Annotated in this window: 21 protein-coding genes, 1 tRNA gene and 1 pseudogene; 10 read left to right on the top strand and 13 right to left on the bottom strand. The window is 55.2% G+C overall.

Translation table 11 applies throughout. The features are described from left to right. Positions 1-14: 14 nt before the first annotated feature. The 3 genes from NUX24_RS21030 to NUX24_RS21020 all read right to left on the bottom strand — a co-directional run bounded on the left by NUX24_RS21030 (position 15) and on the right by NUX24_RS21020 (position 2,312). The gene (locus NUX24_RS21030; protein WP_047651826.1) at positions 15-974 is read right to left on the bottom strand and encodes a DUF523 and DUF1722 domain-containing protein; all 960 of its coding nucleotides are present in this window, start codon (positions 972-974) and stop codon (positions 15-17) included. Positions 975-1,076: 102 nt separating this feature from the next. Further along, complete coding sequence (gene uraH / locus NUX24_RS21025) at positions 1,077-1,487, bottom strand: hydroxyisourate hydrolase (RefSeq protein ID WP_047651824.1); 411 nt, start codon at positions 1,485-1,487, stop codon at positions 1,077-1,079. Between the two features lie 99 nt (positions 1,488-1,586). Then, a complete protein-coding gene (locus tag NUX24_RS21020; RefSeq protein ID WP_029740778.1) occupies positions 1,587-2,312 on the bottom strand; it encodes a MerR family transcriptional regulator in 726 nt (241 codons plus the stop codon). Positions 2,313-2,429: 117 nt separating this feature from the next. On the opposite strand from NUX24_RS21020, the gene NUX24_RS21015 reads away from it, so the two are divergent. Continuing rightward, the gene (locus NUX24_RS21015; RefSeq protein WP_008500115.1) at positions 2,430-2,954 is read left to right on the top strand and encodes a lipocalin family protein; all 525 of its coding nucleotides are present in this window, start codon (positions 2,430-2,432) and stop codon (positions 2,952-2,954) included. A 3-nt stretch (positions 2,955-2,957) separates the two neighbouring features. Here the strand turns inward: NUX24_RS21015 and NUX24_RS21010 are convergent, their stop codons facing one another. Genes NUX24_RS21010 through NUX24_RS20985 form a run of 6 tightly spaced genes read right to left on the bottom strand, consistent with a single transcriptional unit; the run spans position 2,958 to position 8,997 of the window. Further along, positions 2,958-3,968 (bottom strand): fimbrial protein, encoded by a 1,011-nt coding sequence (locus NUX24_RS21010; protein WP_047651836.1) that lies wholly within the window; start codon positions 3,966-3,968, stop codon positions 2,958-2,960. Then, a complete protein-coding gene (locus NUX24_RS21005; RefSeq protein ID WP_257833913.1) occupies positions 3,968-4,486 on the bottom strand; it encodes a fimbrial protein in 519 nt (172 codons plus the stop codon). Before NUX24_RS21005 ends, NUX24_RS21010 begins: the two co-directional genes overlap by 1 nt. Next, positions 4,477-7,002: a fimbria/pilus outer membrane usher protein gene (locus NUX24_RS21000; protein ID WP_257833911.1), complete on the bottom strand. Its 2,526-nt coding sequence runs from the start codon at positions 7,000-7,002 to the stop codon at positions 4,477-4,479. Before NUX24_RS21000 ends, NUX24_RS21005 begins: the two co-directional genes overlap by 10 nt. Positions 7,003-7,025: 23 nt before the next feature. Beyond that, positions 7,026-7,703, bottom strand: a complete 678-nt coding sequence (locus tag NUX24_RS20995; RefSeq protein ID WP_047651818.1) for a molecular chaperone — start codon at positions 7,701-7,703, stop codon at positions 7,026-7,028. Positions 7,704-7,756: 53 nt separating this feature from the next. Further along, positions 7,757-8,341: a fimbrial protein gene (locus NUX24_RS20990; RefSeq protein ID WP_126330404.1), complete on the bottom strand. Its 585-nt coding sequence runs from the start codon at positions 8,339-8,341 to the stop codon at positions 7,757-7,759. 53 nt (positions 8,342-8,394) lie between these two features. Further along, on the bottom strand, positions 8,395-8,997 hold the full coding sequence (locus NUX24_RS20985; RefSeq protein ID WP_126330406.1) for a LuxR C-terminal-related transcriptional regulator: 603 nt from the start codon (positions 8,995-8,997) through the stop codon (positions 8,395-8,397). A 706-nt stretch (positions 8,998-9,703) separates the two neighbouring features. Between NUX24_RS20985 and NUX24_RS20980 the strand changes: the two genes are divergently transcribed. The 5 genes from NUX24_RS20980 (at position 9,704) to NUX24_RS20960 (ending at position 13,730) form a co-directional block, all read left to right on the top strand. Next, positions 9,704-10,465: a winged helix-turn-helix domain-containing protein gene (locus NUX24_RS20980; protein ID WP_257833908.1), complete on the top strand. Its 762-nt coding sequence runs from the start codon at positions 9,704-9,706 to the stop codon at positions 10,463-10,465. Between the two features lies 1 nt (position 10,466). Further along, a complete protein-coding gene (locus NUX24_RS20975; RefSeq protein ID WP_023309865.1) occupies positions 10,467-10,946 on the top strand; it encodes a hypothetical protein in 480 nt (159 codons plus the stop codon). 189 nt (positions 10,947-11,135) lie between these two features. Continuing rightward, the gene (locus NUX24_RS20970) at positions 11,136-12,074 is read left to right on the top strand and encodes a GlxA family transcriptional regulator (RefSeq protein WP_081957698.1); all 939 of its coding nucleotides are present in this window, start codon (positions 11,136-11,138) and stop codon (positions 12,072-12,074) included. A gap of 85 nt (positions 12,075-12,159) precedes the next feature. Further along, positions 12,160-13,206 carry a class I SAM-dependent methyltransferase gene (locus NUX24_RS20965; protein ID WP_047651811.1) on the top strand — a complete coding sequence of 349 codons (1,047 nt, stop codon included), beginning with the start codon at positions 12,160-12,162 and terminating at the stop codon, positions 13,204-13,206. Positions 13,207-13,274: 68 nt separating this feature from the next. Beyond that, positions 13,275-13,730, top strand: a complete 456-nt coding sequence (locus NUX24_RS20960; RefSeq protein ID WP_257833903.1) for an acetyltransferase — start codon at positions 13,275-13,277, stop codon at positions 13,728-13,730. Between the two features lie 116 nt (positions 13,731-13,846). Here NUX24_RS20960 and NUX24_RS20955 read toward each other — a convergent pair. Continuing rightward, a pseudogene (locus tag NUX24_RS20955) lies at positions 13,847-14,089 on the bottom strand (hydroxyacid dehydrogenase); the annotation flags it as partial. A gap of 50 nt (positions 14,090-14,139) precedes the next feature. After that, positions 14,140-14,481 carry a SymE family type I addiction module toxin gene (locus NUX24_RS20950; RefSeq protein ID WP_047651833.1) on the bottom strand — a complete coding sequence of 114 codons (342 nt, stop codon included), beginning with the start codon at positions 14,479-14,481 and terminating at the stop codon, positions 14,140-14,142. Between the two features lie 79 nt (positions 14,482-14,560). Here NUX24_RS20950 and NUX24_RS20945 point away from each other — a divergent pair, with 79 nt between their 5' ends. Continuing rightward, the gene (locus tag NUX24_RS20945; RefSeq protein ID WP_200882526.1) at positions 14,561-14,719 is read left to right on the top strand and encodes a hypothetical protein; all 159 of its coding nucleotides are present in this window, start codon (positions 14,561-14,563) and stop codon (positions 14,717-14,719) included. 35 nt (positions 14,720-14,754) lie between these two features. After that, positions 14,755-15,354 (top strand): biosynthetic peptidoglycan transglycosylase, encoded by a 600-nt coding sequence (locus NUX24_RS20940; RefSeq protein ID WP_214577298.1) that lies wholly within the window; start codon positions 14,755-14,757, stop codon positions 15,352-15,354. A gap of 1 nt (position 15,355) precedes the next feature. On the opposite strand, the gene NUX24_RS20935 is transcribed toward NUX24_RS20940, so the two are convergent. Together NUX24_RS20935 and NUX24_RS20930 are read right to left on the bottom strand one after the other, a co-directional pair. Next, a complete protein-coding gene (locus NUX24_RS20935) occupies positions 15,356-15,976 on the bottom strand; it encodes a hypothetical protein (RefSeq protein ID WP_152594369.1) in 621 nt (206 codons plus the stop codon). A 54-nt stretch (positions 15,977-16,030) separates the two neighbouring features. Then, positions 16,031-16,125 (bottom strand) — tRNA-Sec (locus NUX24_RS20930). 288 nt (positions 16,126-16,413) lie between these two features. Here NUX24_RS20930 and NUX24_RS20925 point away from each other — a divergent pair. Both NUX24_RS20925 and yicI read left to right on the top strand, forming a co-directional pair. After that, complete coding sequence (locus NUX24_RS20925) at positions 16,414-17,805, top strand: glycoside-pentoside-hexuronide family transporter (RefSeq protein ID WP_257833900.1); 1,392 nt, start codon at positions 16,414-16,416, stop codon at positions 17,803-17,805. Positions 17,806-17,817: 12 nt separating this feature from the next. Further along, a partial coding sequence (gene yicI / locus NUX24_RS20920; RefSeq protein ID WP_257833898.1) for an alpha-xylosidase occupies positions 17,818-19,375 on the top strand: 1,558 nt, incomplete at its 3' end.

Genomic DNA, 19,375 nt, shown 5'->3' with positions numbered 1-19,375 from the left:
TCGCATTTTTATGATCACTTGACTGCCAGACGCAGACCCAAATCATCAGGATAGGGATCAAAGTAGTTTTGCGTCATCAGATACCGGTCGGGGTATTCGGCCAGGTAGTGCTTCAGCAGCGTGATCGGGGCGAGAATAGGCAACTGTCCGTTGCGATAGTGCAGGATCACGTCGCGCAGCTCGCCGCGCTGGCGGGTGTTCAGCTGGTTACGGAAATACCCCTGAATATGCATCAGCACGTTGGTGTGATTCTTCCGCGAGGCGGGTTTTTTCAGGATGGTCATCAGCTTTTCCCGGTACGCTACGAAGAAGGCGTCCAGGTCTTCCCACTCGTGCAGCGAGGCAACGAACGGGCCGATTTCACGGTAGCCCGCCTGATGGTGCGCCAGCAGCTGAAGTTTGTAACGGCTGTGGAAGTCCAGCAGCGCGCGGCGCGTGAGTCCGTTTTTACGCAGCGTGTTTAGCTCGTGCAGGGCAAATACCCGCTCGATAAAGTTTTCCCGCAGCACCGGGTCGTGCAGCCGACCGTCTTCCTCGACGGGCAGCCACGGGTAGGTTTCAAGAAGGGCGGCGGTGAACAGCCCGACGCCCTCCTTGCGGCCCCGGTTGCCGTTTTCATCGTACAGCCGCACGCGTTCCAGGCCGCAGCTTGGGGATTTTGCACAGACGATAAATCCCGACAGATCGCCGATTTTTGGCAGATAGTCCGCCGTAAAGTCGGCCATTTTCTGCGTGAGGTCATCATGAGGCGGCTTGCTGAAACGGAGCTGCGTTTCGCCGCTTTCCGTCAGCGTCAGGCGTATGGCCGGGCGAGGCGTCGGGAGGCCGATGGCCATTTCCGGGCAGACGGGCCTGAAATTGACCCACTGGGCCAACTCATCCATGACGAAGCCCATACGCTTGTGTCCACCGTCAAAGCGAACGGCGGATCCGGTCAAACATCCGCTAATACCGAGCACAGGTTTCGTTGTCATGGTGTAGTCCTCCCGTTCATATAATTAAAACTTACACAACATGACTAATTTGTCCAAGTATTCGCGAAACTATTTTTTTTATTCCTTTAGAATCAATGCGTATTAACTGCCCTTGTAGGTCGAGTAACCGTACTGGCTCAGCAGCAGCGGGATGTGCAGCTTCTCGTTGGTACGGGTCACGGTAAACAGCACCGGGATCTCCGGGAAGAAGGTGTCCAGCTTTTTGCCGTGGAAGTACTCTGCGGTTTTGAAGGTCACTTTATACACGCCAGGCTGCATGTCCTGATCCTGCGGATAGAGCGATTTGATGCGTCCGTCGTGGTCGGTTTTGCCGCTGGCAATCGGAGCCCATTTGTCCTGCTGCTGCTTCTCCAGCGTAACGGTCACGTCTGATGGCGGCATCCCGGTTTGCTGGTCGAGAATGTGGACACTCAGCGTGCCGGCAGGGGCGCTAAAGGCAGCAGGGGCAAAGGCCATCGAGGCCAGGATCAGCAGAGGGGCAGTTTTTTTCATGGTGTTTTCCTGTTGAGTTATACGTCACAGGAAAACGTTAGCATCTGCGGCGCGGGAAAATATTCAACTTTTCGTGAAGATTCCCGCAGGAGAAAATTATCAGAGGATAATCACTTCAAGCGATACCTGCTGCTGCCACTGCTCCACCTGTTTTTTACGCCCGGCGGTGAGTTTGCCGCTGGTGACCAGAAGCCATTTGCGCTCCGGGAAAATTTCCGGTGCCAGCGCGTCAGGCGGAACAGGCAGGATGTCGATTCGGTGGCCCTGCCCGGTGCGCGTTAAGGCTTCGAGCCAGATCTCGCACGGGTCGTTCAGGTGCCAGCCGCTGAGCAGAATGTTATCGCCCGGCGCTTTTTTATCGCCTTCGAGGCAAAACGAGGTGTAGGCGATGATGATGCCGTCGAGGATCGCGCGCAGGGTCATGGCGGCGGCGACGTTGGCCGAGACCTGGCTGCGCAGCGGGCGCAGCACGTTCGCGACCAGCTCCGGCCTTGGGTACTCGCGTCCGGCGTCGTAAATCATCTGGCGCAGGGACTCGACCTTGCCGTCCTGCAGGCGTTGCAGCATGTTCTGCTGCAGGGTTTGCCAGTTGTTGGTCCGTCCCGGCGTTGGGCGTTCCAGCAGCGGTTTGACCTGACCGATCGGGACGCCTTTTTTTACCCAGTCGAGGATTTTGAGGGCCTGCTGGACATCCTCATCGCTGTACTGGCGGTGGCCGCCTTCCGTGCGCTGTGGCTTGAGTAAACCATAGCGACGCTGCCACGCCCGCAGGGTGGTGGCGGTGATGCCGCTGAGTCTGGCGAATTCGCCGATGGAGTAAGCCATGTCCGTGTCCAGAGTGGAGGAATACTCTCAATATACTACGAATTTTCCCGAACGGGATGAAGCGCCGAAACGGTGCACTACACTTAACATCCAACCGTGCAAATGAAAGGAATTCTCATGAAGCTATGGCCTGTTGTGACCGGTGTTGCCATTGCGCTGACGCTGGTCGCCTGTAAATCCCCTACGCCGCCGAAAGGCGTGCAACCTATCACCAACTTCGAAGCCAGCCGCTATCTCGGCAAATGGTACGAAGTCGCCCGTCTGGAAAACCGCTTTGAGCGCGGGCTGGAACAGGTAACCGCTACCTACGGCAAGCGCAGCGACGGCGGCATTAGCGTGCTCAACCGGGGCTACGATCCGGTGAAGAACAAGTGGAACGAGAGCGAAGGCAAAGCGTACTTCACCGGCGAGCCAACCACGGCCGCGCTGAAGGTCTCCTTCTTCGGCCCGTTCTACGGCGGCTATAACGTGATCAGGCTGGACGATAAGTACCAGTACGCGCTGGTCAGCGGCCCGAACCGCGACTACCTGTGGATCCTGTCGCGCACGCCAACCATTCCGGATGCGGTGAAGCAGGATTACCTGAACACCGCGCGCAGCCTGGGCTTCCGGGTTGACCAGCTGGTGTGGGTGAAGCAATAGCCCCTACTGGTAGGAAAACGTAATGCTGGCCAGCGCGTTGGCCGAGCCGGGGACCAGTTCGCCGGTCCGGATGTACTGCGCCTGGAACGGTAACGTGAGCGTCTGCGCCGCCGTGGTGCTCTGGATAAAGAACTGTCCGGTCGCACCTGCGGCCGAGCTGTCCGGCCCCATCGTCAGCGGCCCGCTGCCGTTGTAGAAAAACTGCACCCCAACGCCGGACGCCGTTGAGTCTCCGGTCAGCGTCACCACCGACGAGGTGTTCGACGGCGTGGTCTGATCGGTCATCACGGCGTGAACCGCCACGTTCGCGTCGCAGGTCAGGCCGACGGTAAACGTTCCCGATGGCGACGTGCTTCCCACCGTGGGCAGAGTGCGAATATCAATGGTGCCCAGCGCCACGCTGGCGTTTTTGCTACCGACCGTACACCCGCTGGCGGTCACCGTGATGGTGGTCGGGCTGATAATCACCTGCGCCGTTTTCGTTTCGTTGTTATAGGCGGTGAGCACCGCGGCGTTGATGGTCGGGATGTTATAGACGCCGGATTTCAGGGCGGCACCGGTTTTAATAAAGGTGACCTTTGCAGACCAGCCCAGATCCTGTGCAAACCCACTGGTGCCCTCTGCCGGGTAGCTTTGCGTGATACCGGTTTGCAGGGGAATATATTTTGTACTCTTAAAATCCTTCAGCCCGATGATATACCCCACGCCCGGTACGCCGGTCTCAAAAATGGTGTAGTTTACGCCGTCGACGGTGACCGTCGAACCGCTTGAGATGGCGCTGCTGCTGGGCTGCAGCGTGCCTTTGCTGCAGGTAAAAATAAGCCCGCACCAGAACACCTGCTGCACGCTGGCGGTGGCGCTCCAGGTCGATCCGATAATGCTGCCCGGCACCACGGAATCCGCTGGCCCGCTGTAGGTCATCGGCTGAGGGGAGAGCGTAATGTCCGATTTCCAGTCCAGCGCCTGCACGCTGGCGCAGAAAAGTAATCCGCCGAGAAGAAACGCTAATCGCATCATAGATACTCCGTTGTCCAGGTGGCGAGGGCTGACACATCACCGGCGCTCACCGGCGTAGCGGTGGCAACCAGCTGCGCGTAGAAGGTCATCTGTACGCTGTCATCCCCCGCCGTTCCGTACGCGGCGGTCTTTGTATTCAGGGGAATGAGTACGCTCTCTTTATCGAGGATCTGCACCGCCACGCCGGTAGCGCCACCGTCGGCAATTTTCAGCAGCTGCGGGTTGGTATCATCCGGCGTACCGCTGAAGCGAATTTTTACGCCAGCAAAGGTTGGCCCGCACGCTTCAAGCCTGAGCGTGAAGGGCGTTTTGATATTGCTCACGGCCCCGGCACGGCTGAACTGTTTAATACCAATGGTGCCCAGCGGCACGTTTTGCTCCCCGGAGTCCTGCGCCACCACGCAGGTGTTGCCGATCAAATTGCCGGTGACGGAGACCAGCACGTCGTAGCCGCGAGCGGGGAGCGTGAAAACCAGCAGCAGCGCAATGCAGCCGATCCTAAGCGTTACTGGCATACCACCTCCTGAGAATAAAGACCGGTGCGGGCGCTATAGTGCTGCTTGTTTAAGGCGTAGGTAATGGCGCAGCGCTGGCGGCTGCCGCGGCCCCACACGGCGTTCAGCGTGCCCTTCTCGGGCAAACCGGAGAGATACAGGCTGCCGCCATCGCCGACGATGCCGCTGGTTTTGTCATCATCGAGCGAGACCAGCGTGCCGAAGGGGAGCACGTCGTTGCCTTGACGCACGATAAACATCGCTTTTGCCCCCTGGTGCGTGGTGAAGGTGGCGCGAACCAGGGCACCGTCGGTAGGCGTTTTGTTGGCGATGGCGTTTTCCAGCTCCACGTCGTTGCCGGCGGTTGTCACGTCCAGCGCGACCTGGTTAACGCGATACGGCGTGGCGTACGGGATCACCGCGTAGCCCCGGCCGTCCGTTTTGATGCCCTTATGGTTAAGCACGGCGACGCTGCTGGCCCCCGGCGCTTTCACCAGAATGTTGGTATTTCCGAGCGGCTGGCTCAGCGTCAGACCATCTTCATGCACTACCGCGCCGCCGCTGATGCCGTAGCTGAGGTTGCGGGAGTCGCTGGCGTAGCTGTAGCCCAGGTTGTAGTCTCCCCACGCGCCTTCGTACTGCAGAGTGGCATCGCCGCCGTAGTGCTGTCGGGAGCTGTAGCGCTGGTTGACGCTATAGAACAGGTTTTCCTGGCCCGGCAGGTAGCCGCTCACGCCCGTGCTGGTGGTTGTGCCGGTGGAGTCTGCATGGGTTGTGGTAAAGCGCGCGCGGGTCGACAGCGTCGGGTTGCCCAGCGGGACCGAAATCGACATCGACAGGATGTTATCTTTCTTGTCGTCATACAGGCTCGAGCTTCGCTGGACGCTGACGCCAAGCGACACGTTGCGAAACGTGGCGTTCCACGCAAACTGCAGGCTTTGCGTGGTATTTGACGTGTTCCAGTAGGTCTGCTGATCCCACGACAGTGACAGCGAGCCGTATTGTCCCATCGGCTGCGACAGCAGCAGCTGGTTTTTTGCCTTGCGCGACATGCGCAGGTTGTACACGGTGTCGTATTGGGTGGTGACGGTGCCATCGTCTTCCACCGTCTGCTTTGGCGATCCTCCCGACATCCCTTTGTACGTGGTGTCGCTGAGGGTATAAAACCCTTTCGTGGAGTAGCGCAGGGAGAAGAAGTTAACCCGCGTGCCAATGTCGTTCAGCAGCTTGCTGTAGCGCAGGCGCACCGAATCACCGGTATAGTGCCGATCGTCCGCCAGCTGGCTGCGGGCGTGGGTCAGGTCGATGGAGTAGGCGCCAAAGCGGCCGAGGTTTTGCCCAAACCCGAGGGCCAGGCCGTTATAGCGATCGGCAAACTGCGCCCCGCCGTAAAACGTCAGGCCGTATCGCCAGCCGTAGAACAGCTCGCCCTGCGCGAAAGAGGGCGCATCCTGATTGCCCGTTGGACGGTACTTGCCGGCACCGAAGGCATATTTCACCTGTCCGTTACGCACCAGATTCGGCACGCTGGCAAAGGGGAGCGTGTATTGCGTTTTGCTGCCGTCGTTCTCCTGAATGGTGACCGCCAGATCGCCGCCCGAGGAGGTCGGATAGAGATCTTTCAGCACAAACGCCCCCGGCGGGACGGAGGTTTGATAGATGATGTTGCCGTTCTGGCGAACCGTGACCGTGGCGTTGCTGCGCGCGATGCCGCGGACTTCAGGCGCATAGCCGCTGAGGCTGGCGGGCAGCATGTTGTCATCGGTTTTCAGGGCGATACCGCGCAGGCCGACGGAGTCGAACACCTGCGCCGAGGTGTACGTTTCCCCGGCATACATCTGCGCGCGCAGGGCGTGAATATCGCGCTGCAGCCAGGTCTGCACGTGGGTGAGCTCATTGCTGTCTTTGGTCCACGTGGTGAAATCACGCAGCCGCCACGCGCCCAGGTTGACGCCGCTGTTAAGGCTCGCAAACAGCTGCTGTTCCCGCGTGCGCGTCTCGCCGCGATACTCATTGTTCGAGCCATTCACCACGTAATTCAGCCACGCGGCAGGAATGCCCGCTTCCCAGCTTTCCGTGCTGACGTACCCGCGCGGCAAATTGCGCATCGCACTTTGCGGTACGGTGAAGCTCAGGGTGAGCGTCTTCTGGTCCAGATCAAACTGCGTATCCGCAAACGCCTTCGTTAGGAAGATGCAGCGCTGCGCCAGCGGCAGGTCGCCGCCCTTCGCCTGATGGCTATCGATGCCCAGCGCGGCGAATTGTTCAGGCGTGAGGCAGGGCAGAGCTTCACCCGTGCTGTCTTCAGCAAGGCGGAACGTGACGTTACCCGTGAACGCATAATTCGTATTGATATACACGTTGAGGTTGTAATCACCCGGCGGCAACGCGCTCCCGGCGTTGACCCAGGCGAGATCGGCGCTGTTTGCGCTCTCGCCGTTGAGGAACGCGGGATTAAATTGCAGCTCGCTTTCAGCAGCCACGGCTTGCCGGATCACCAGGGAGATCACCGTGGCGCACAGGATTTTTATTTTCACGTGGTCACGCCTTACTGTTTTTATTACTGGGATAACGACGCGCGCGTGGCGGGGGTCCATGCCCCGTAATCGTTAATCGTTTGATAGCTCATGCTGCCCGCATGGCTGAAGGTTTCGGCCAGCGTCACGCTGCCTTTCGGGGGCACCATCACCGGCTGCACCGGCATACCGTCAATTTTCACGTTGATGGTGGTGAGGTAGTACGGCGTGGGGTTGCTGAGCGTGACTTTTCCTGCGCGATAGGCACCGGCCAGTTTTTTCCACGCCTCTCCCGGGGTCTCACTGAGTCCTTCCGGGCGATAAAAGACCTTGATGCGGTTAGCCGAAGCAAACTGCAGCGTATTCCCGGCACCGCTTTTCGCCTGCTGTGGGATGGCTTTGACCGTCATCCAGTAGAGCGTCTCCCGATCCGCTGGCAGGGCTTTGCCGTTAAACATGATTTTCACCGCGCTTTCGCTGGCCGGCTTCATGACGTACAGCGGCGGCGTGATCACGAAGTCGTTGGTGCGTTCGCCTTTCTCATTCTCCATCCATGACTGGATGAGGAACGTGGCGTCGGGATGGGTGTTTCTCACCTGCATCATGGCCTGGCTGGTGGCGCTGGAATAGACCATTCGCGTTGCGCCCAGCCCCACGCCGCCGGCAGAGACGGCGGAGGAACATAACGCGCCCGCCAGGCAAATCCATGTGTTTACGCGCATAGTGTTTCTCCTTAAAGCTAAGACAGGCCCGGCTCGCAGACCGGGCCTGAAGATTACGAATAGGTCACGGTGTAGGTCGCGACGGCGCTGGCATCACCCGCGGTGGCGCCGCCCTTCGGCGAGTAATATTTCGCGCTGAAGTTCAGGGTGTTGGCACCCTTACGCAGAGGGATGGCCGAAGCAGGTTCACCCAGCTTCACCACGTTGCCCTGCTCGTCATAAAGGCGAATAGCCACGTTTTGCGCAGAGTTGGCGCTGCCGTTTGCCCCGACGGACAAGCTATTAACATCGGAACCGTCCGGCGTGCCGGTGAAGGTGACGGCCACGGTTGTGGCGGCAATCGGGTTCTCATCCGTAGAGGCTGAGGTATCGGCGATTTCACAATCTTCCAGGGTGATGGCAAACGCTTTTGCCGTGCTGGCTTCGCTGCCGGCGGTTGCCAGCGTTGCGGTACGCACTTCACCCATGTCCACGTCAATGTTGGCGCTTCCTGCGCTGATGGCGCAGGCGGAGGTCACCACTTTGCCGCTAAAGTTCACCGTGCCGCCGCTGGTGCCGGCAGCCAGCGCCGAGCCTGCTGGCAGTAATGCTGCAATAGCGATCGCGAGCAGCGTTTTATTATTGAATTGAGCTTTCATTGTCCTGATTCCATGATGGTGTTATGTCGAGATTTGCTCTGAAAGCAGCAGGTCTAACTGGTTAAAAAGACCAGCAAATCTGTCTTGTTCCTGAGCCCGAGTTTTCTTATCGCTGAGCTTTTTAACGCGCTGACACGACGGTAAGAAAGCTGCTCTGTTTCGGCGATGTAACGCATATCCAGACCCTTTCGCAGTTCCTTCAATACCCTCCATTCGCCCGGCGTCAGCGATAACGCCGTGGGTTTTTTTAGTGGGCGATAACGGCTATCGACCATTTTTAATACGCTGGCTCGCCAGTGATAAAGCGGGTCCTGCAGCGAGAGATAGGCGTCTATTTCACCGCGTATCCACAGCCAGGAATTTGCTGGTGCGGAATACATGCAAATAAGTACGTCGGGATAAAGGGCTTTCATCTTCCTGATATATTTCAGGCAGTCATATCCCGCGTGATATTTCTCCATGCCGGATAAAAAAATCACGTCTACCGGTGCGGCCGCGAGTATTGTTTCGATCTCCGCGTAATTATCGATCGATGCTGTAATCTGCATAGTCGGGACAATATTTTTTAATAACGCGGCGATCCCCTGGCGCGCAAAGTGATCTCCACCCAATAGCGCGATATTTAAATGACGTGTGTTGTTGAGCTTATTCGCCATGTCATTCCCTCGATTTATAATTGTAATAAGACTCGTCTGTCTGGCAGAGCGATGCCTGTATTTTCGAAGCAATTAAGCATTGCACGGTGTGAGCCCACTATACTCAGGGCGTAAAAGAGGTAACCTGAATTAATCTTAATTTGTTTTAAGTACGATTTAGGTGTAGCGTCAATTTCTCCTCGCTGAACCGGCTTTTGCTTATCTGCCTGTAAATAATCATACCGGTAGTTTTTATTGAAAAGTTAGCTTTAATAAATGTTTTGTAAGGAAATAGTCTGGGTACGTCATGAGACGCGGGTTGTTACTGACGGTGGCTAACAGTTTCGCACTGAAATTGTTAATTAAAACGGCAGCTTTCGAATTGGTCGTAATTTCGAAACCCGCTGGCAGAGCGCGTCCTCTCTGCTTTTTATTAAAAAAACTAATTAAGCACGCTGAATAATTCAGACAATGATGGCTGAAGCGTTCAACGGGCGCCTTTGTCGAGTTTTGTCAGTGTCAAGACGGCTTTTAATGGCGGTTAAGAAAACTTCAGACGGGTCAGATAAAGAGAAAGGAAAAATAAGATTTTTCGCCAGGTGCCAGGATATACAGTTGCGCATTTATCCGTCACATTAATCCTTACACAGGCGAGGGATACGCAGGTTAACGGTGAAGGGAATCTACTGGAGCAACAGGCGTTGACCGGAGGTATTTAGCCCATTCTATGCATAAGCATTACATTATTAATGGCCTGGTAGAGTTTCATCCAGCGGCCAGCACATTACGCGATCTCAACAATCCTGACCGGGTGGTGGTATTAAATTCCCCGGCGGGGCGCTGTTTGTTGTTATTAATAGAAAGAGTCGGAAGTATTGTGACTCAACAGGAGTGCATGGATATTGTCTGGCAGCGCCGGGGGATGCTGGTTTCGCCTAATACCTACTACCAGAACATTTCTATTCTGCGTAAAGGGCTGAAGAAGGTGGGGTTTGAAACCGATCCGATTGTCACTATCCCGCGCATTGGACTGACGCTCGCAAGCGATACGCAAATCACCGTTAAAGAGACGCAGCCGCAGGCTGAAGAGGAAGAACGTGCTGCTCCGGATGTCTGCGAAGAGACCGCCGCCCCACCGGTCCCGATACGCCGCTTCTGGCTGCCGGGCGCGCTGGTGCTATTGCTGATACTGGCTGGCGCGAGCGTTATCAGCCATAACCTGCTGCATGACAGCTATTTCGTCGACGGGTACCGCTTCGCGATGAAGATGGGCGAATGTCAGCTCTATTTTTCTCGCGATATTGAAACGCAGCGCGACAGGGATAAAGCCCTGGCCTATGCCGCCCCGTTTAAGGACCAGTGCGCGAACTATCCCTGGGTTTACGTCAGCGGCTACATCCTGCTGCCCCGTGCATCGGTCATTCGCTGTGACAGGCCGATGACGGAACCCAACCGCTGTATGTCCGATTATTTTATAGAGGATCGCTAGTATGGTTCGCTACCGTCAAACGCTTGTTGCGCTTTGCCTGTGCCTGCTGATGGGGGCTGTCGTGGCGGCGTATTACCTCTGGCATCGCCATTACATCCAGCCCTTTTCCTGTCAGGCGAACTTTATTCAGCATCACCGTGATGAAACGCTCTCTCTGTGGCTGAATTACACCGTGGAGGGTAACAGCGGAATACTCAGTATGAATGGTCGGTTGAAAAGCGATCCCACGAAGACCCTGAATCGCAAAGTTTTCTTTCAGATTGAGCGCAAAGACAGCGTCTATAATCTGACGTCCATACGCAATATGAAATTTCCGGACGACAACATCAGCGACAGCTGGCTGGAGAAGTACGAGCCCTTATTTTTTATCTATCCGAATAAGAATATTTATATGCGTATTAAGAAACAGCAGAATGAGAATTATTTATTTATTCTGGGAACGCTGCCGACCTATGTGTGCCACACGTCAAAAAACGGATAGCAGCAGGGAGAAATGTTTTTAAGTTTTTGCGTGCATCATTTATGCTTGATTTAACAGCCAGCACCTATATTAGGGAAATATAACAGCAACAATAATGTTGCGATAATGTAATTATTCTTCGGCAAGTTAATGAAAAATATAATTGATGATAGCGTCAGAATGACGCCTGCACGGAATAAATCCCTGCATATGGGGTTACTCCTGTGGCCCCATTTCTCGCTTTTCGCATATTCAGGATTGATAGAGGCGTTACGTATTGCATCCAGCGTCCAGAAGCGTAGCCAGAAAATACGTTTTAAACTCAGCCTGATAAGCACTTATCCCGACTTACCGGTAGTGAGCAGCTCAGGGCTCAGCGTGCGGCCCGAGGCCGCTCATGCGCCGCCCGGCGACTTTGACTATATTGCGGTGATTGGTGGAGGTCTGGAGCATCTTCACCAGGGACACCGTGGCGACAGAGCGTTTCTCACGGATGCTCATCACAACAACGTTCCCCTGATTGGTATTGGTACCGGCAGCTTTATTCTGGCGGAGGAAGGCTTACTGAACGAGCGCCGCGCCTCGATTCATCCTCATCACCATGACGTTTTCACGCAACGTTTTCCGCAGGTTTATGCCGAGCAAGGCCTCGATTTTATCGACGAAGGCGATGTGCTGACCTGCCCGGGCGGGATCTCAACGCTCACCCTGGTAACGGCGCTGATCCGCGCCCACGGGGGGGACGACATTGCGGCCACTACCTCCCGGCGGCTGTCCCTTCCTCCGCATGACGCCGCCACGCCGCTGCCCGCGAATATCGCCATGATACCTGATTCACGGCTGCGCAGGGCGGTGACGACCGTCGAACAGTATCTTACTCACCCGCTGAACGCCGCCAGGCTCGCGCAGGACGTTAAGCTGAGCGAACGTCAGCTCAACCGCCTGTTTCACGCCGAGTTTGGCAAAACGGCGCGGGAATTTATTCGCAGCGCCAGGCTGCGCTATGCCTGCTGGCTGCTGAAACACTCTCAGCAAAGCGTGACGGATATTGCGCGGCGGATGCGGTTTAGCGACTGCGCCCACTTTATTCGTCATTTTCAGACCGAGTACGGCTGCACGCCGGGGGTATGGCGCACGTCGCAGAACTGATGCACCTATTTCGTGCTTTCTTCGTAGGGTATTACTGGCTCGCCTGGATAGACTTCCGTTAAAAGCCCAACGGAGGGAAGACGACATGAACTGGCAGCCTTTTCGCGGCGATGCTCCGGAAAATATGACGATTTTCAGCGCGTCATTTCCCGACGTCAGCGACCAGTGGCCGATGAAAGACGACGCTGCCCGTGAGATCGCCTCCCTTGACCGCGCCCTGAAAGCCGAGCCAGCGCTCCGGCCGCCGAGGGTGGAATACGACGAAGGGGGGCAGGCCGTGCTTGTTCCGCAGAACCGCTATTCCGAACAGGCCTTCCGCAACCGTCCGGCGCTCACCGCGTGGCGAACCCGGCTGGTGCCCTCCGCGCTGGCGCTGTTTGTGGTGCAAAACCCGCTGGAGGACCGCCTGCCCGACGGCACGAAAATGGACAGCGACAGCCGCCAGTGGTTTATCCACGCTAACGATGCGATTGGCGTGCGTTCCCGCGCCCGGGTACTGGCCGCGCTGGTGGATAAGTACATTCATAATGAAAGCGAGAATAACTGGGTCAGCCTGGCGAGCGGGGCCGCCATCCCGGTGCTGGAGGCGCTGCGCGAAGCAAAGCTCGACGGCCAGCGGGTGTATCTCACGCTGGTGGACAAAGACCCGGTGGCGCTCAGCTGGGCCGAAACCATGGCGGCGCAGGAAGGGATTGTGGTGGGGGAACAGCTGACCCTGCTCAGGCGCAACCTGCTCCATACGCTGGTGCGTAACGAGGACCTGCTGCTGGAGCTGGGCGAGCAGCAGGCCGAACTGGTCGACGCGCTGGGGATTTTCGAATACTTCAACGATACCGACGCGGTGATTTTTCTCCAGCGCGCCCTGCGGCTGGTCAAGCCCGGCGGGGCGGTGATTGTGTCAAACATGCTCACCAGCAGCCCGCAAATTGACTTTGTGCTGCGGGGGATCGGCTGGGAAGATATTTACCCGAGGTCGTTACAGCAGCTGCAGGATATCCACCTCGCGGCCGGCGTGCCGGTGGAAAACGTCACCGTGGTGGTGCCGAAGGATGGGGTGTACGCGGTGATGGAGATTAGGGTAGGGGATGAAAAACCGCACGGTCAGTTCCCTCTCCCTGAGGGAGAGGGCTAGGGTGAGGGGGGGGAACAGACCGCAAAGCGTGGCTTGAAATAGTTCGGTCTTCCAATCATGATCCACCCATGAAAATTGAAACCGCACACCCCACACACTTCGAACGTCTGGTCGCGATCTGGGAATCCTCTGTTCGCGCCACCCATCACTTTTTACAGAAAAGCGATATTGCGGCGCTGCGCCCGCTATTGCTTAACGCCTATCTGCCTAATCTCAAGGTCGTGATCGCTCGCGATGACGCAGGCGTTATTCACGGCTTTTTAGGCGTGGATGAAAACCGCATTGAAATGCTGTTTGCTGACGACGCGAGCCGCGGGAAGGGCGTCGGGAAATTGCTGTTGCAACACGCCATCGAAGAGTTTGGCGCGAACGAGGTGGACGTGAATGAGCAGAACCCGCAGGGCGTGGGATTTTATCGCCATATGGGGTTTGAGCAGGTCGGACGCTCGGAAGTGGACGGGCAGGGGAATCCGTTTCCGTTGCTGCATATGAAGCTGATTAGGAATACCGGGATTAGCGCTTAGCCTGCTTATTCCATTTTAATAAGCCGACAATATCTTTCTCACCCTCGGCTTCTTTCAGCAGGCGCTGCTTTTTTTCAAACTCAATGAATTCTGAGCACGCCTTTTCATCAGCCGCTTTTTTGCTGAACTTGTAAGTAAGCCTTACAAGTTGCTTTTTGTTCAAGCTCACCCTCTTCGTAAATTGCTTTAATATGCTGAGTAATGGCTTGAGGAGTGACCTGATAAAGAGCCGCAATGGCTGCTTGCGACAGCCACAGCGTTTCATGTTCGAAGCGACATGTGATGCGAACAGTTCCATCATCACTGGCAAACATAACCAATTCGCCTGCCGGAGATTGGATTACGTCTTTATCTGCCATGTCGCCTCCACATCTAATGCACCAGGCAGGTAGTATGCCAGAAACAGCCGCTAAGCTAGGTGGTTTGTATTTGATTTTGCGAGGCGCTTTCCAGCACGCGGAGTTTGGATCGCTACAAGCGCGTTCTCTATCTCAATTAGCTTTGCTTTCGTCCGTTTATAATCATCCTGCAACCTCTGCTCTTGCTCGTTATACGCCACCAGAACGATGCAACCTTTCATGACCTTCACCGTGACCTGCTGCCCGGTTTCAAACCCTGCCGCGCGCAGCCACTTGTCGGAAAGGATGATTTTCGGCGTGGATTTGTCGAAAACATTCGGGCGGTATCCCACAATTAACGAACGCTCGGTTTCGGATTGGCCGGTGTCTGGGGTAGAATGCGAATCAGCCATAATCAACTCTCTGGTAATTGGTGAGGCTAGCCTGCACATCGGAGCGTTGTTAGTACAGGAGGTTTAGGTGGTCTCCTGTGTGTTAGAGAAAATGGATAGGCGGCCTCAAGGTCAATCATATCGCGCCAAAAAATCAAAAGGCGGTGGGCAGTCTCCGCAGTTTAAGATGTGTATTGATCCGGTATTAAAGTTAAAGGAGCAGTTGGATGCCATGGCGGCTGAAGAAGGAATTTTCTGAAAGAGAAATAATTTCTAAAGGACGATAGTTATTACATGAATGTAATTAATTTGATTTCTAGTTTTGTTAAAATTACGAGAATTAAGAAAAAAATAACAAATGATTTTCATAAGATCGCATATTTTATGCCTGAAAGTAGTATGGATGATTACTTCGATGAGTTGGATTATTTTGTTATGGCTTTAGAAGACCGCCGTTTTCTAAAACATAATGGTGTTGACTTTATCTCGGTTGCTAGAGAGGCTTTTAAGTTTCTGATAAAAAGAAAACATGGTGGTGCAAGTACAATTGATATGCAAATGGTGCGAACTATAACTGGTTTTAAAGATATAACTTTAACCAGGAAATTATATGAAATGTTTCTTTCTATTGTCATAAATCGATTTTTTACAAAACACCAAATAATGAAGTGTTATCTTAATAATGCATTTTTTGGCTCAGGGCTTTATGGATGTAAGGCTGCATGTTTTGCTGTATACCATAAGGAATTGAATTTAATTTCTTTTGAGGAAAAAGCGTTCATTGCAGCAATGCTACTCAGACCTAAGCCTCTAAAAGAAAGCGAAAGATGGCTCACCCTTGTTACGTCCCGAGCATTATATGCTCAGGAAATATACCCTACAATAATTAAATAAACTATGCATATCTGGAAGGCGAAGACTTTTTAGGATATTCCTCGAAAGGTGTTGTTTTACATATAATGGTACCTTTTGAGTCAGCAGCGCTCGAAAAAAATTGCCCTTGAAATAATCCCTTCTTTTTATATCGGAGATTAATGTAATGAGATGATTCACGTTTGCTACCGTTTTCAACAATATGCAAGTGTATTTCATGAGGTCGAAGATATCTTCTTTCAATTTTTCCACTTATCTTTCCACGAAGTCTTTTCTGAGCAGGATAAATCCAGTCTCCTTCTTTTATTGCACTTTCGGCAGTTTTTTCCGAAGTGCCATCAATCGAAGAACCATCCGAATATAATATAAATGTATGATAGAGAACCATATCTCTATAAGAGTTTTTAGCTGATTCTGTAGTAACGGATTTAATATAAAAGACACCTGATAATTTCGGTGGGGGTTTAACGAATTCTTTGAAAAAGAATAATGTCAATGCCACTATTAGTGCTGCAACCAATGATCCGTAATTACTTGAGAGTTTCCCAAAATCATTTAGTAGCTGGATTAATTGATAAATATATTCTATAACTGCGGAAAAAAAATTCAGTAGGTGTTCACACGCTGGTATTGGTTTCGACACGCTATTCCCTCTTTAAAAACTTTTAATAATTAGCATTAGAGAGTTTAGCATTTTTGGCGGAAGATCACAGGAGTCGAACCTGCCCGGGAACGCTGGCGTCCCCAACTGGATTTGAAGTCCAGCCACCTCACCGGAGATGACGATCTTCCGCGCCTGCATTGCTACATGGAGGCGGGGCGCATTATAGCTACTTTCAGGCATTTACCACATACCCCCGCACACTTTTTTCACCTCTCTTTTGACCTGTACCCCCCTGTTTCAGTTAATTCTTAAGAAAATCCTCAGGTTAGCCTTTCGTGCTCACCAGTATTTACCGCGATCACAAAAAACAAGAAACGTAATCTGCTAACCAGAAAACGCAATACCCGCCTTTGAAACAATGGTTTAAAACCAATGCAACCGGTCTCAGCGCCCCCTACAGCGTGAAGGATAAAAAAATGAGCGAAGTATTGTCAGTAAAAGAGAAGATTGGCTACGGCATGGGAGATGCCGCCAGCCACATCATTTTTGATAACGTTATGTTGTACATGATGTTCTTCTACACCGATATTTTCGGCATTCCCGCCGGGTTCGTCGGCACCATGTTCCTGCTGGCCCGCGCGCTGGATGCGATCTCCGACCCGTGCATGGGGCTGATTGCCGACCGCACCCGCAGCCGGTGGGGAAAGTTCCGTCCGTGGATTTTGTTTGGTGCCATCCCGTTCGGCATCGTCTGCGTCCTGGCCTACACCACGCCGGATCTCAGCCTCAACGGCAAAATGGTTTACGCCGCCGTTACCTACACCCTGCTGACCCTGCTCTATACCGTAGTGAACATCCCGTACTGCGCGCTGGGTGGCGTGATCACCAACGACCCGACGCAGCGTATCTCCCTTCAGTCCTGGCGCTTTGTGCTGGCGACGGCGGGCGGCATGCTCTCCACGGTACTGATGATGCCGCTGGTGAACCTGATTGGCGGCGACGACAAGGCGTTCGGCTTCCAGGGCGGGATCGCCGTGCTGTCGGTGGTCGCGTTCCTGATGCTGGCGTTCTGCTTCTTTACCACCAAAGAGCGCATCAAGGTGCCGCCGAGCACCACCTCCATGCGGGAAGATCTGCGCGACATCTGGCACAACGACCAGTGGCGCATCGTCGGCGTGCTCACCATCCTGAATATCCTCGCCGTCTGCGTGCGCGGCGGCGCGATGATGTACTACTGCACCTGGATCATGGGCTCGCCGGAGGTGTTCGTCGCCTTCCTCACCACCTACTGCGTCGGCAACCTGATTGGCTCCGCGCTGGCGAAACCGCTCACCGACTGGAAGTGCAAGGTCAGCATCTTCTGGTGGACCAACGCCGCGCTGGCGGTGGTCAGCGTGGCGATGTTCTTCGTGCCGATGCACGCCACCGTGCTGATGTTCGCCTTTATCTTCGTCATCGGCGTGCTACACCAGCTGGTGACGCCGATCCAGTGGGTGATGATGTCCGATACCGTCGACTACGGCGAATGGACCAACGGCAAGCGCCTGACCGGCATCAGCTTTGCGGGCACGCTGTTCGTGCTGAAGCTCGGCCTGGCGCTGGGCGGGGCGATGATCGGCTGGATGCTGGCAGGCGGCGGCTACGACGCGGCAGCCAAAACCCAGAACAGCGCGACCATCAGTATCATCATCGGCCTGTTTACCCTGGCCCCGGCGGCCTGCTACGTGCTGAGCGCCATTATCGCCAAACGCTACTACACGCTGAAAACCCCCTTCCTGACCAAAATCCTGGGCGAGCTGGCGCAGGGCGCGCGCCGCAATCAGCAGGAGTTTGAAAACCTGCCGGTCAGCAAAGAATTGCAGAACTAAGAGGACGAGAGCATGAAAATCAGTGATGGAAACTGGCTTATTCAACCGGGCCTGAACGTGACGTATCCGGTTCAGGTGTTCGACGTGGAGCAGCAGGGCAACGACCTGGTGGTGTTTGTTGCGCCGCGCGACGTGCGCGAACGCACCTGGCAGCTCGACACGTTGATGTTCACGGTGCGCCTGTTTTCCCCGCAGGAAGGGATTGTCGGGGTGCGCATCGAGCACTTCCAGGGCGCGCTAAACAACGGCCCGCACTATCCGCTTAACGTTCTGAAAGACGTGAAGGTAGAGATTGAAAACAACGCGGAGTTTGCCGAGCTGAAAAGCGGCAGCGTCAGCGTGCGCGTCACCAAAGGCGAGTTTTGGGCGCTGGATTTCCTGCGCGACGGGCAGCGCATCACCGGCAGCCAGCTGAAAAACAACGGCTACGTGCAGGATACCAACGCCGACCGCAATTACGTATTCGAACGTCTGGATCTGGGCGTGGGGGAAACGGTCTACGGTCTGGGCGAGCGCTTTACCGCCCTGGTGCGCAACGGCCAGACGGTCGAAACCTGGAACCGCGACGGCGGCACCAGCACCGAGCAGTCCTACAAAAACATCCCGTTCTACCTGACCAACCGTGGCTACGGCGTGCTGGTGAATCATCCGGAAAACGTCTCGTTTGAAGTCGGCTCCGAGAAGGTCTCCAAAGTGCAGTTCAGCGTGGAAGGGGAATATCTCGAGTACTTCGTGATAGACGGCCCGACGCCGAAAGAGGTGCTGAACCGCTATACGCGGTTCACCGGGCGTCCGGCGCTGCCGCCTGCCTGGTCGTTCGGCCTGTGGCTCACCACCTCGTTCACCACCAACTACGACGAAGCGACGGTAAACAGCTTTATCGACGGCATGGCCGAGCGCGACCTGCCGCTGCACGTGTTCCACTTCGACTGCTTCTGGATGAAGGCCTTCCAGTGGTGCGACTTCGAGTGGGACCCGGTGACCTTCCCGGATCCGGAAGGGATGATCCGCCGCCTGAAGGAGAAAGGGCTGAAGGTCTGCGTGTGGATTAACCCGTACATCGGCCAGAAATCCCCGATCTTCCGTGAGCTGAAAGAGAAGGGCTACCTGCTCAGGCGCCCGGACGGCTCCCTGTGGCAGTGGGACAAATGGCAGCCGGGGCTGGCGATTTATGACTTCACCAACCCGGAAGCGTGCCGGTGGTATGCCGACAGGCTGAAAGGCCTGGTGGATATCGGCGTCGACTGCTTCAAGACCGACTTTGGCGAGCGTATCCCGACCGACGTGCAGTGGTTTGACGGATCCGATCCGCAGAAGATGCACAACCACTACGCCTACATCTACAACGAGCTGGTGTGGAACGTGCTGAAAGAGACGGTGGGAGAAGAAGAGGCGGTGCTGTTTGCCCGCTCCGCGTCCGTCGGGGCGCAGCAGTTTCCTGTGCACTGGGGCGGCGACTGCTACGCCAACTATGAGTCGATGGCCGAAAGCCTGCGCGGCGGGCTGTCGATTGGCCTGTCCGGCTTCGGGTTCTGGAGCCACGATATCGGCGGGTTCGAAAATACCGCAC

This window comes from Enterobacter sp. HG048 (genome assembly GCF_024702055.1).
Lineage (GTDB): Bacteria > Pseudomonadota > Gammaproteobacteria > Enterobacterales > Enterobacteriaceae > Enterobacter > Enterobacter dykesii.
The sequence above is the reverse complement of the archived record's forward strand: the minus strand, read 5'-3'. Positions and strand labels throughout refer to the sequence as shown.

Bases quoted from the DNA above. Each gene is read 5' to 3' on its own strand.
- NUX24_RS21030 (WP_047651826.1), bottom strand. From the start codon at position 974: ATGACAACGAAACCTGTGCTCGGTATTAGCGGATGTTTGACCGGATCC.
- uraH (WP_047651824.1), bottom strand. From the start codon at position 1,487: ATGAAAAAAACTGCCCCTCTGCTGATCCTGGCCTCGATGGCCTTTGCC.
- NUX24_RS21020 (WP_029740778.1), bottom strand. From the start codon at position 2,312: ATGGCTTACTCCATCGGCGAATTCGCCAGACTCAGCGGCATCACCGCC.
- NUX24_RS21015 (WP_008500115.1), top strand. From the start codon at position 2,430: ATGAAGCTATGGCCTGTTGTGACCGGTGTTGCCATTGCGCTGACGCTG.
- NUX24_RS21010 (WP_047651836.1), bottom strand. From the start codon at position 3,968: ATGCGATTAGCGTTTCTTCTCGGCGGATTACTTTTCTGCGCCAGCGTG.
- NUX24_RS21005 (WP_257833913.1), bottom strand. From the start codon at position 4,486: ATGCCAGTAACGCTTAGGATCGGCTGCATTGCGCTGCTGCTGGTTTTC.
- NUX24_RS20995 (WP_047651818.1), bottom strand. From the start codon at position 7,703: ATGCGCGTAAACACATGGATTTGCCTGGCGGGCGCGTTATGTTCCTCC.
- NUX24_RS20990 (WP_126330404.1), bottom strand. From the start codon at position 8,341: ATGAAAGCTCAATTCAATAATAAAACGCTGCTCGCGATCGCTATTGCA.
- NUX24_RS20985 (WP_126330406.1), bottom strand. From the start codon at position 8,997: ATGGCGAATAAGCTCAACAACACACGTCATTTAAATATCGCGCTATTG.
- NUX24_RS20980 (WP_257833908.1), top strand. From the start codon at position 9,704: ATGCATAAGCATTACATTATTAATGGCCTGGTAGAGTTTCATCCAGCG.
- NUX24_RS20975 (WP_023309865.1), top strand. From the start codon at position 10,467: ATGGTTCGCTACCGTCAAACGCTTGTTGCGCTTTGCCTGTGCCTGCTG.
- NUX24_RS20970 (WP_081957698.1), top strand. From the start codon at position 11,136: ATGGGGTTACTCCTGTGGCCCCATTTCTCGCTTTTCGCATATTCAGGA.
- NUX24_RS20965 (WP_047651811.1), top strand. From the start codon at position 12,160: ATGAACTGGCAGCCTTTTCGCGGCGATGCTCCGGAAAATATGACGATT.
- NUX24_RS20960 (WP_257833903.1), top strand. From the start codon at position 13,275: ATGAAAATTGAAACCGCACACCCCACACACTTCGAACGTCTGGTCGCG.
- NUX24_RS20950 (WP_047651833.1), bottom strand. From the start codon at position 14,481: ATGGCTGATTCGCATTCTACCCCAGACACCGGCCAATCCGAAACCGAG.
- NUX24_RS20940 (WP_214577298.1), top strand. From the start codon at position 14,755: ATGAATGTAATTAATTTGATTTCTAGTTTTGTTAAAATTACGAGAATT.
- NUX24_RS20925 (WP_257833900.1), top strand. From the start codon at position 16,414: ATGAGCGAAGTATTGTCAGTAAAAGAGAAGATTGGCTACGGCATGGGA.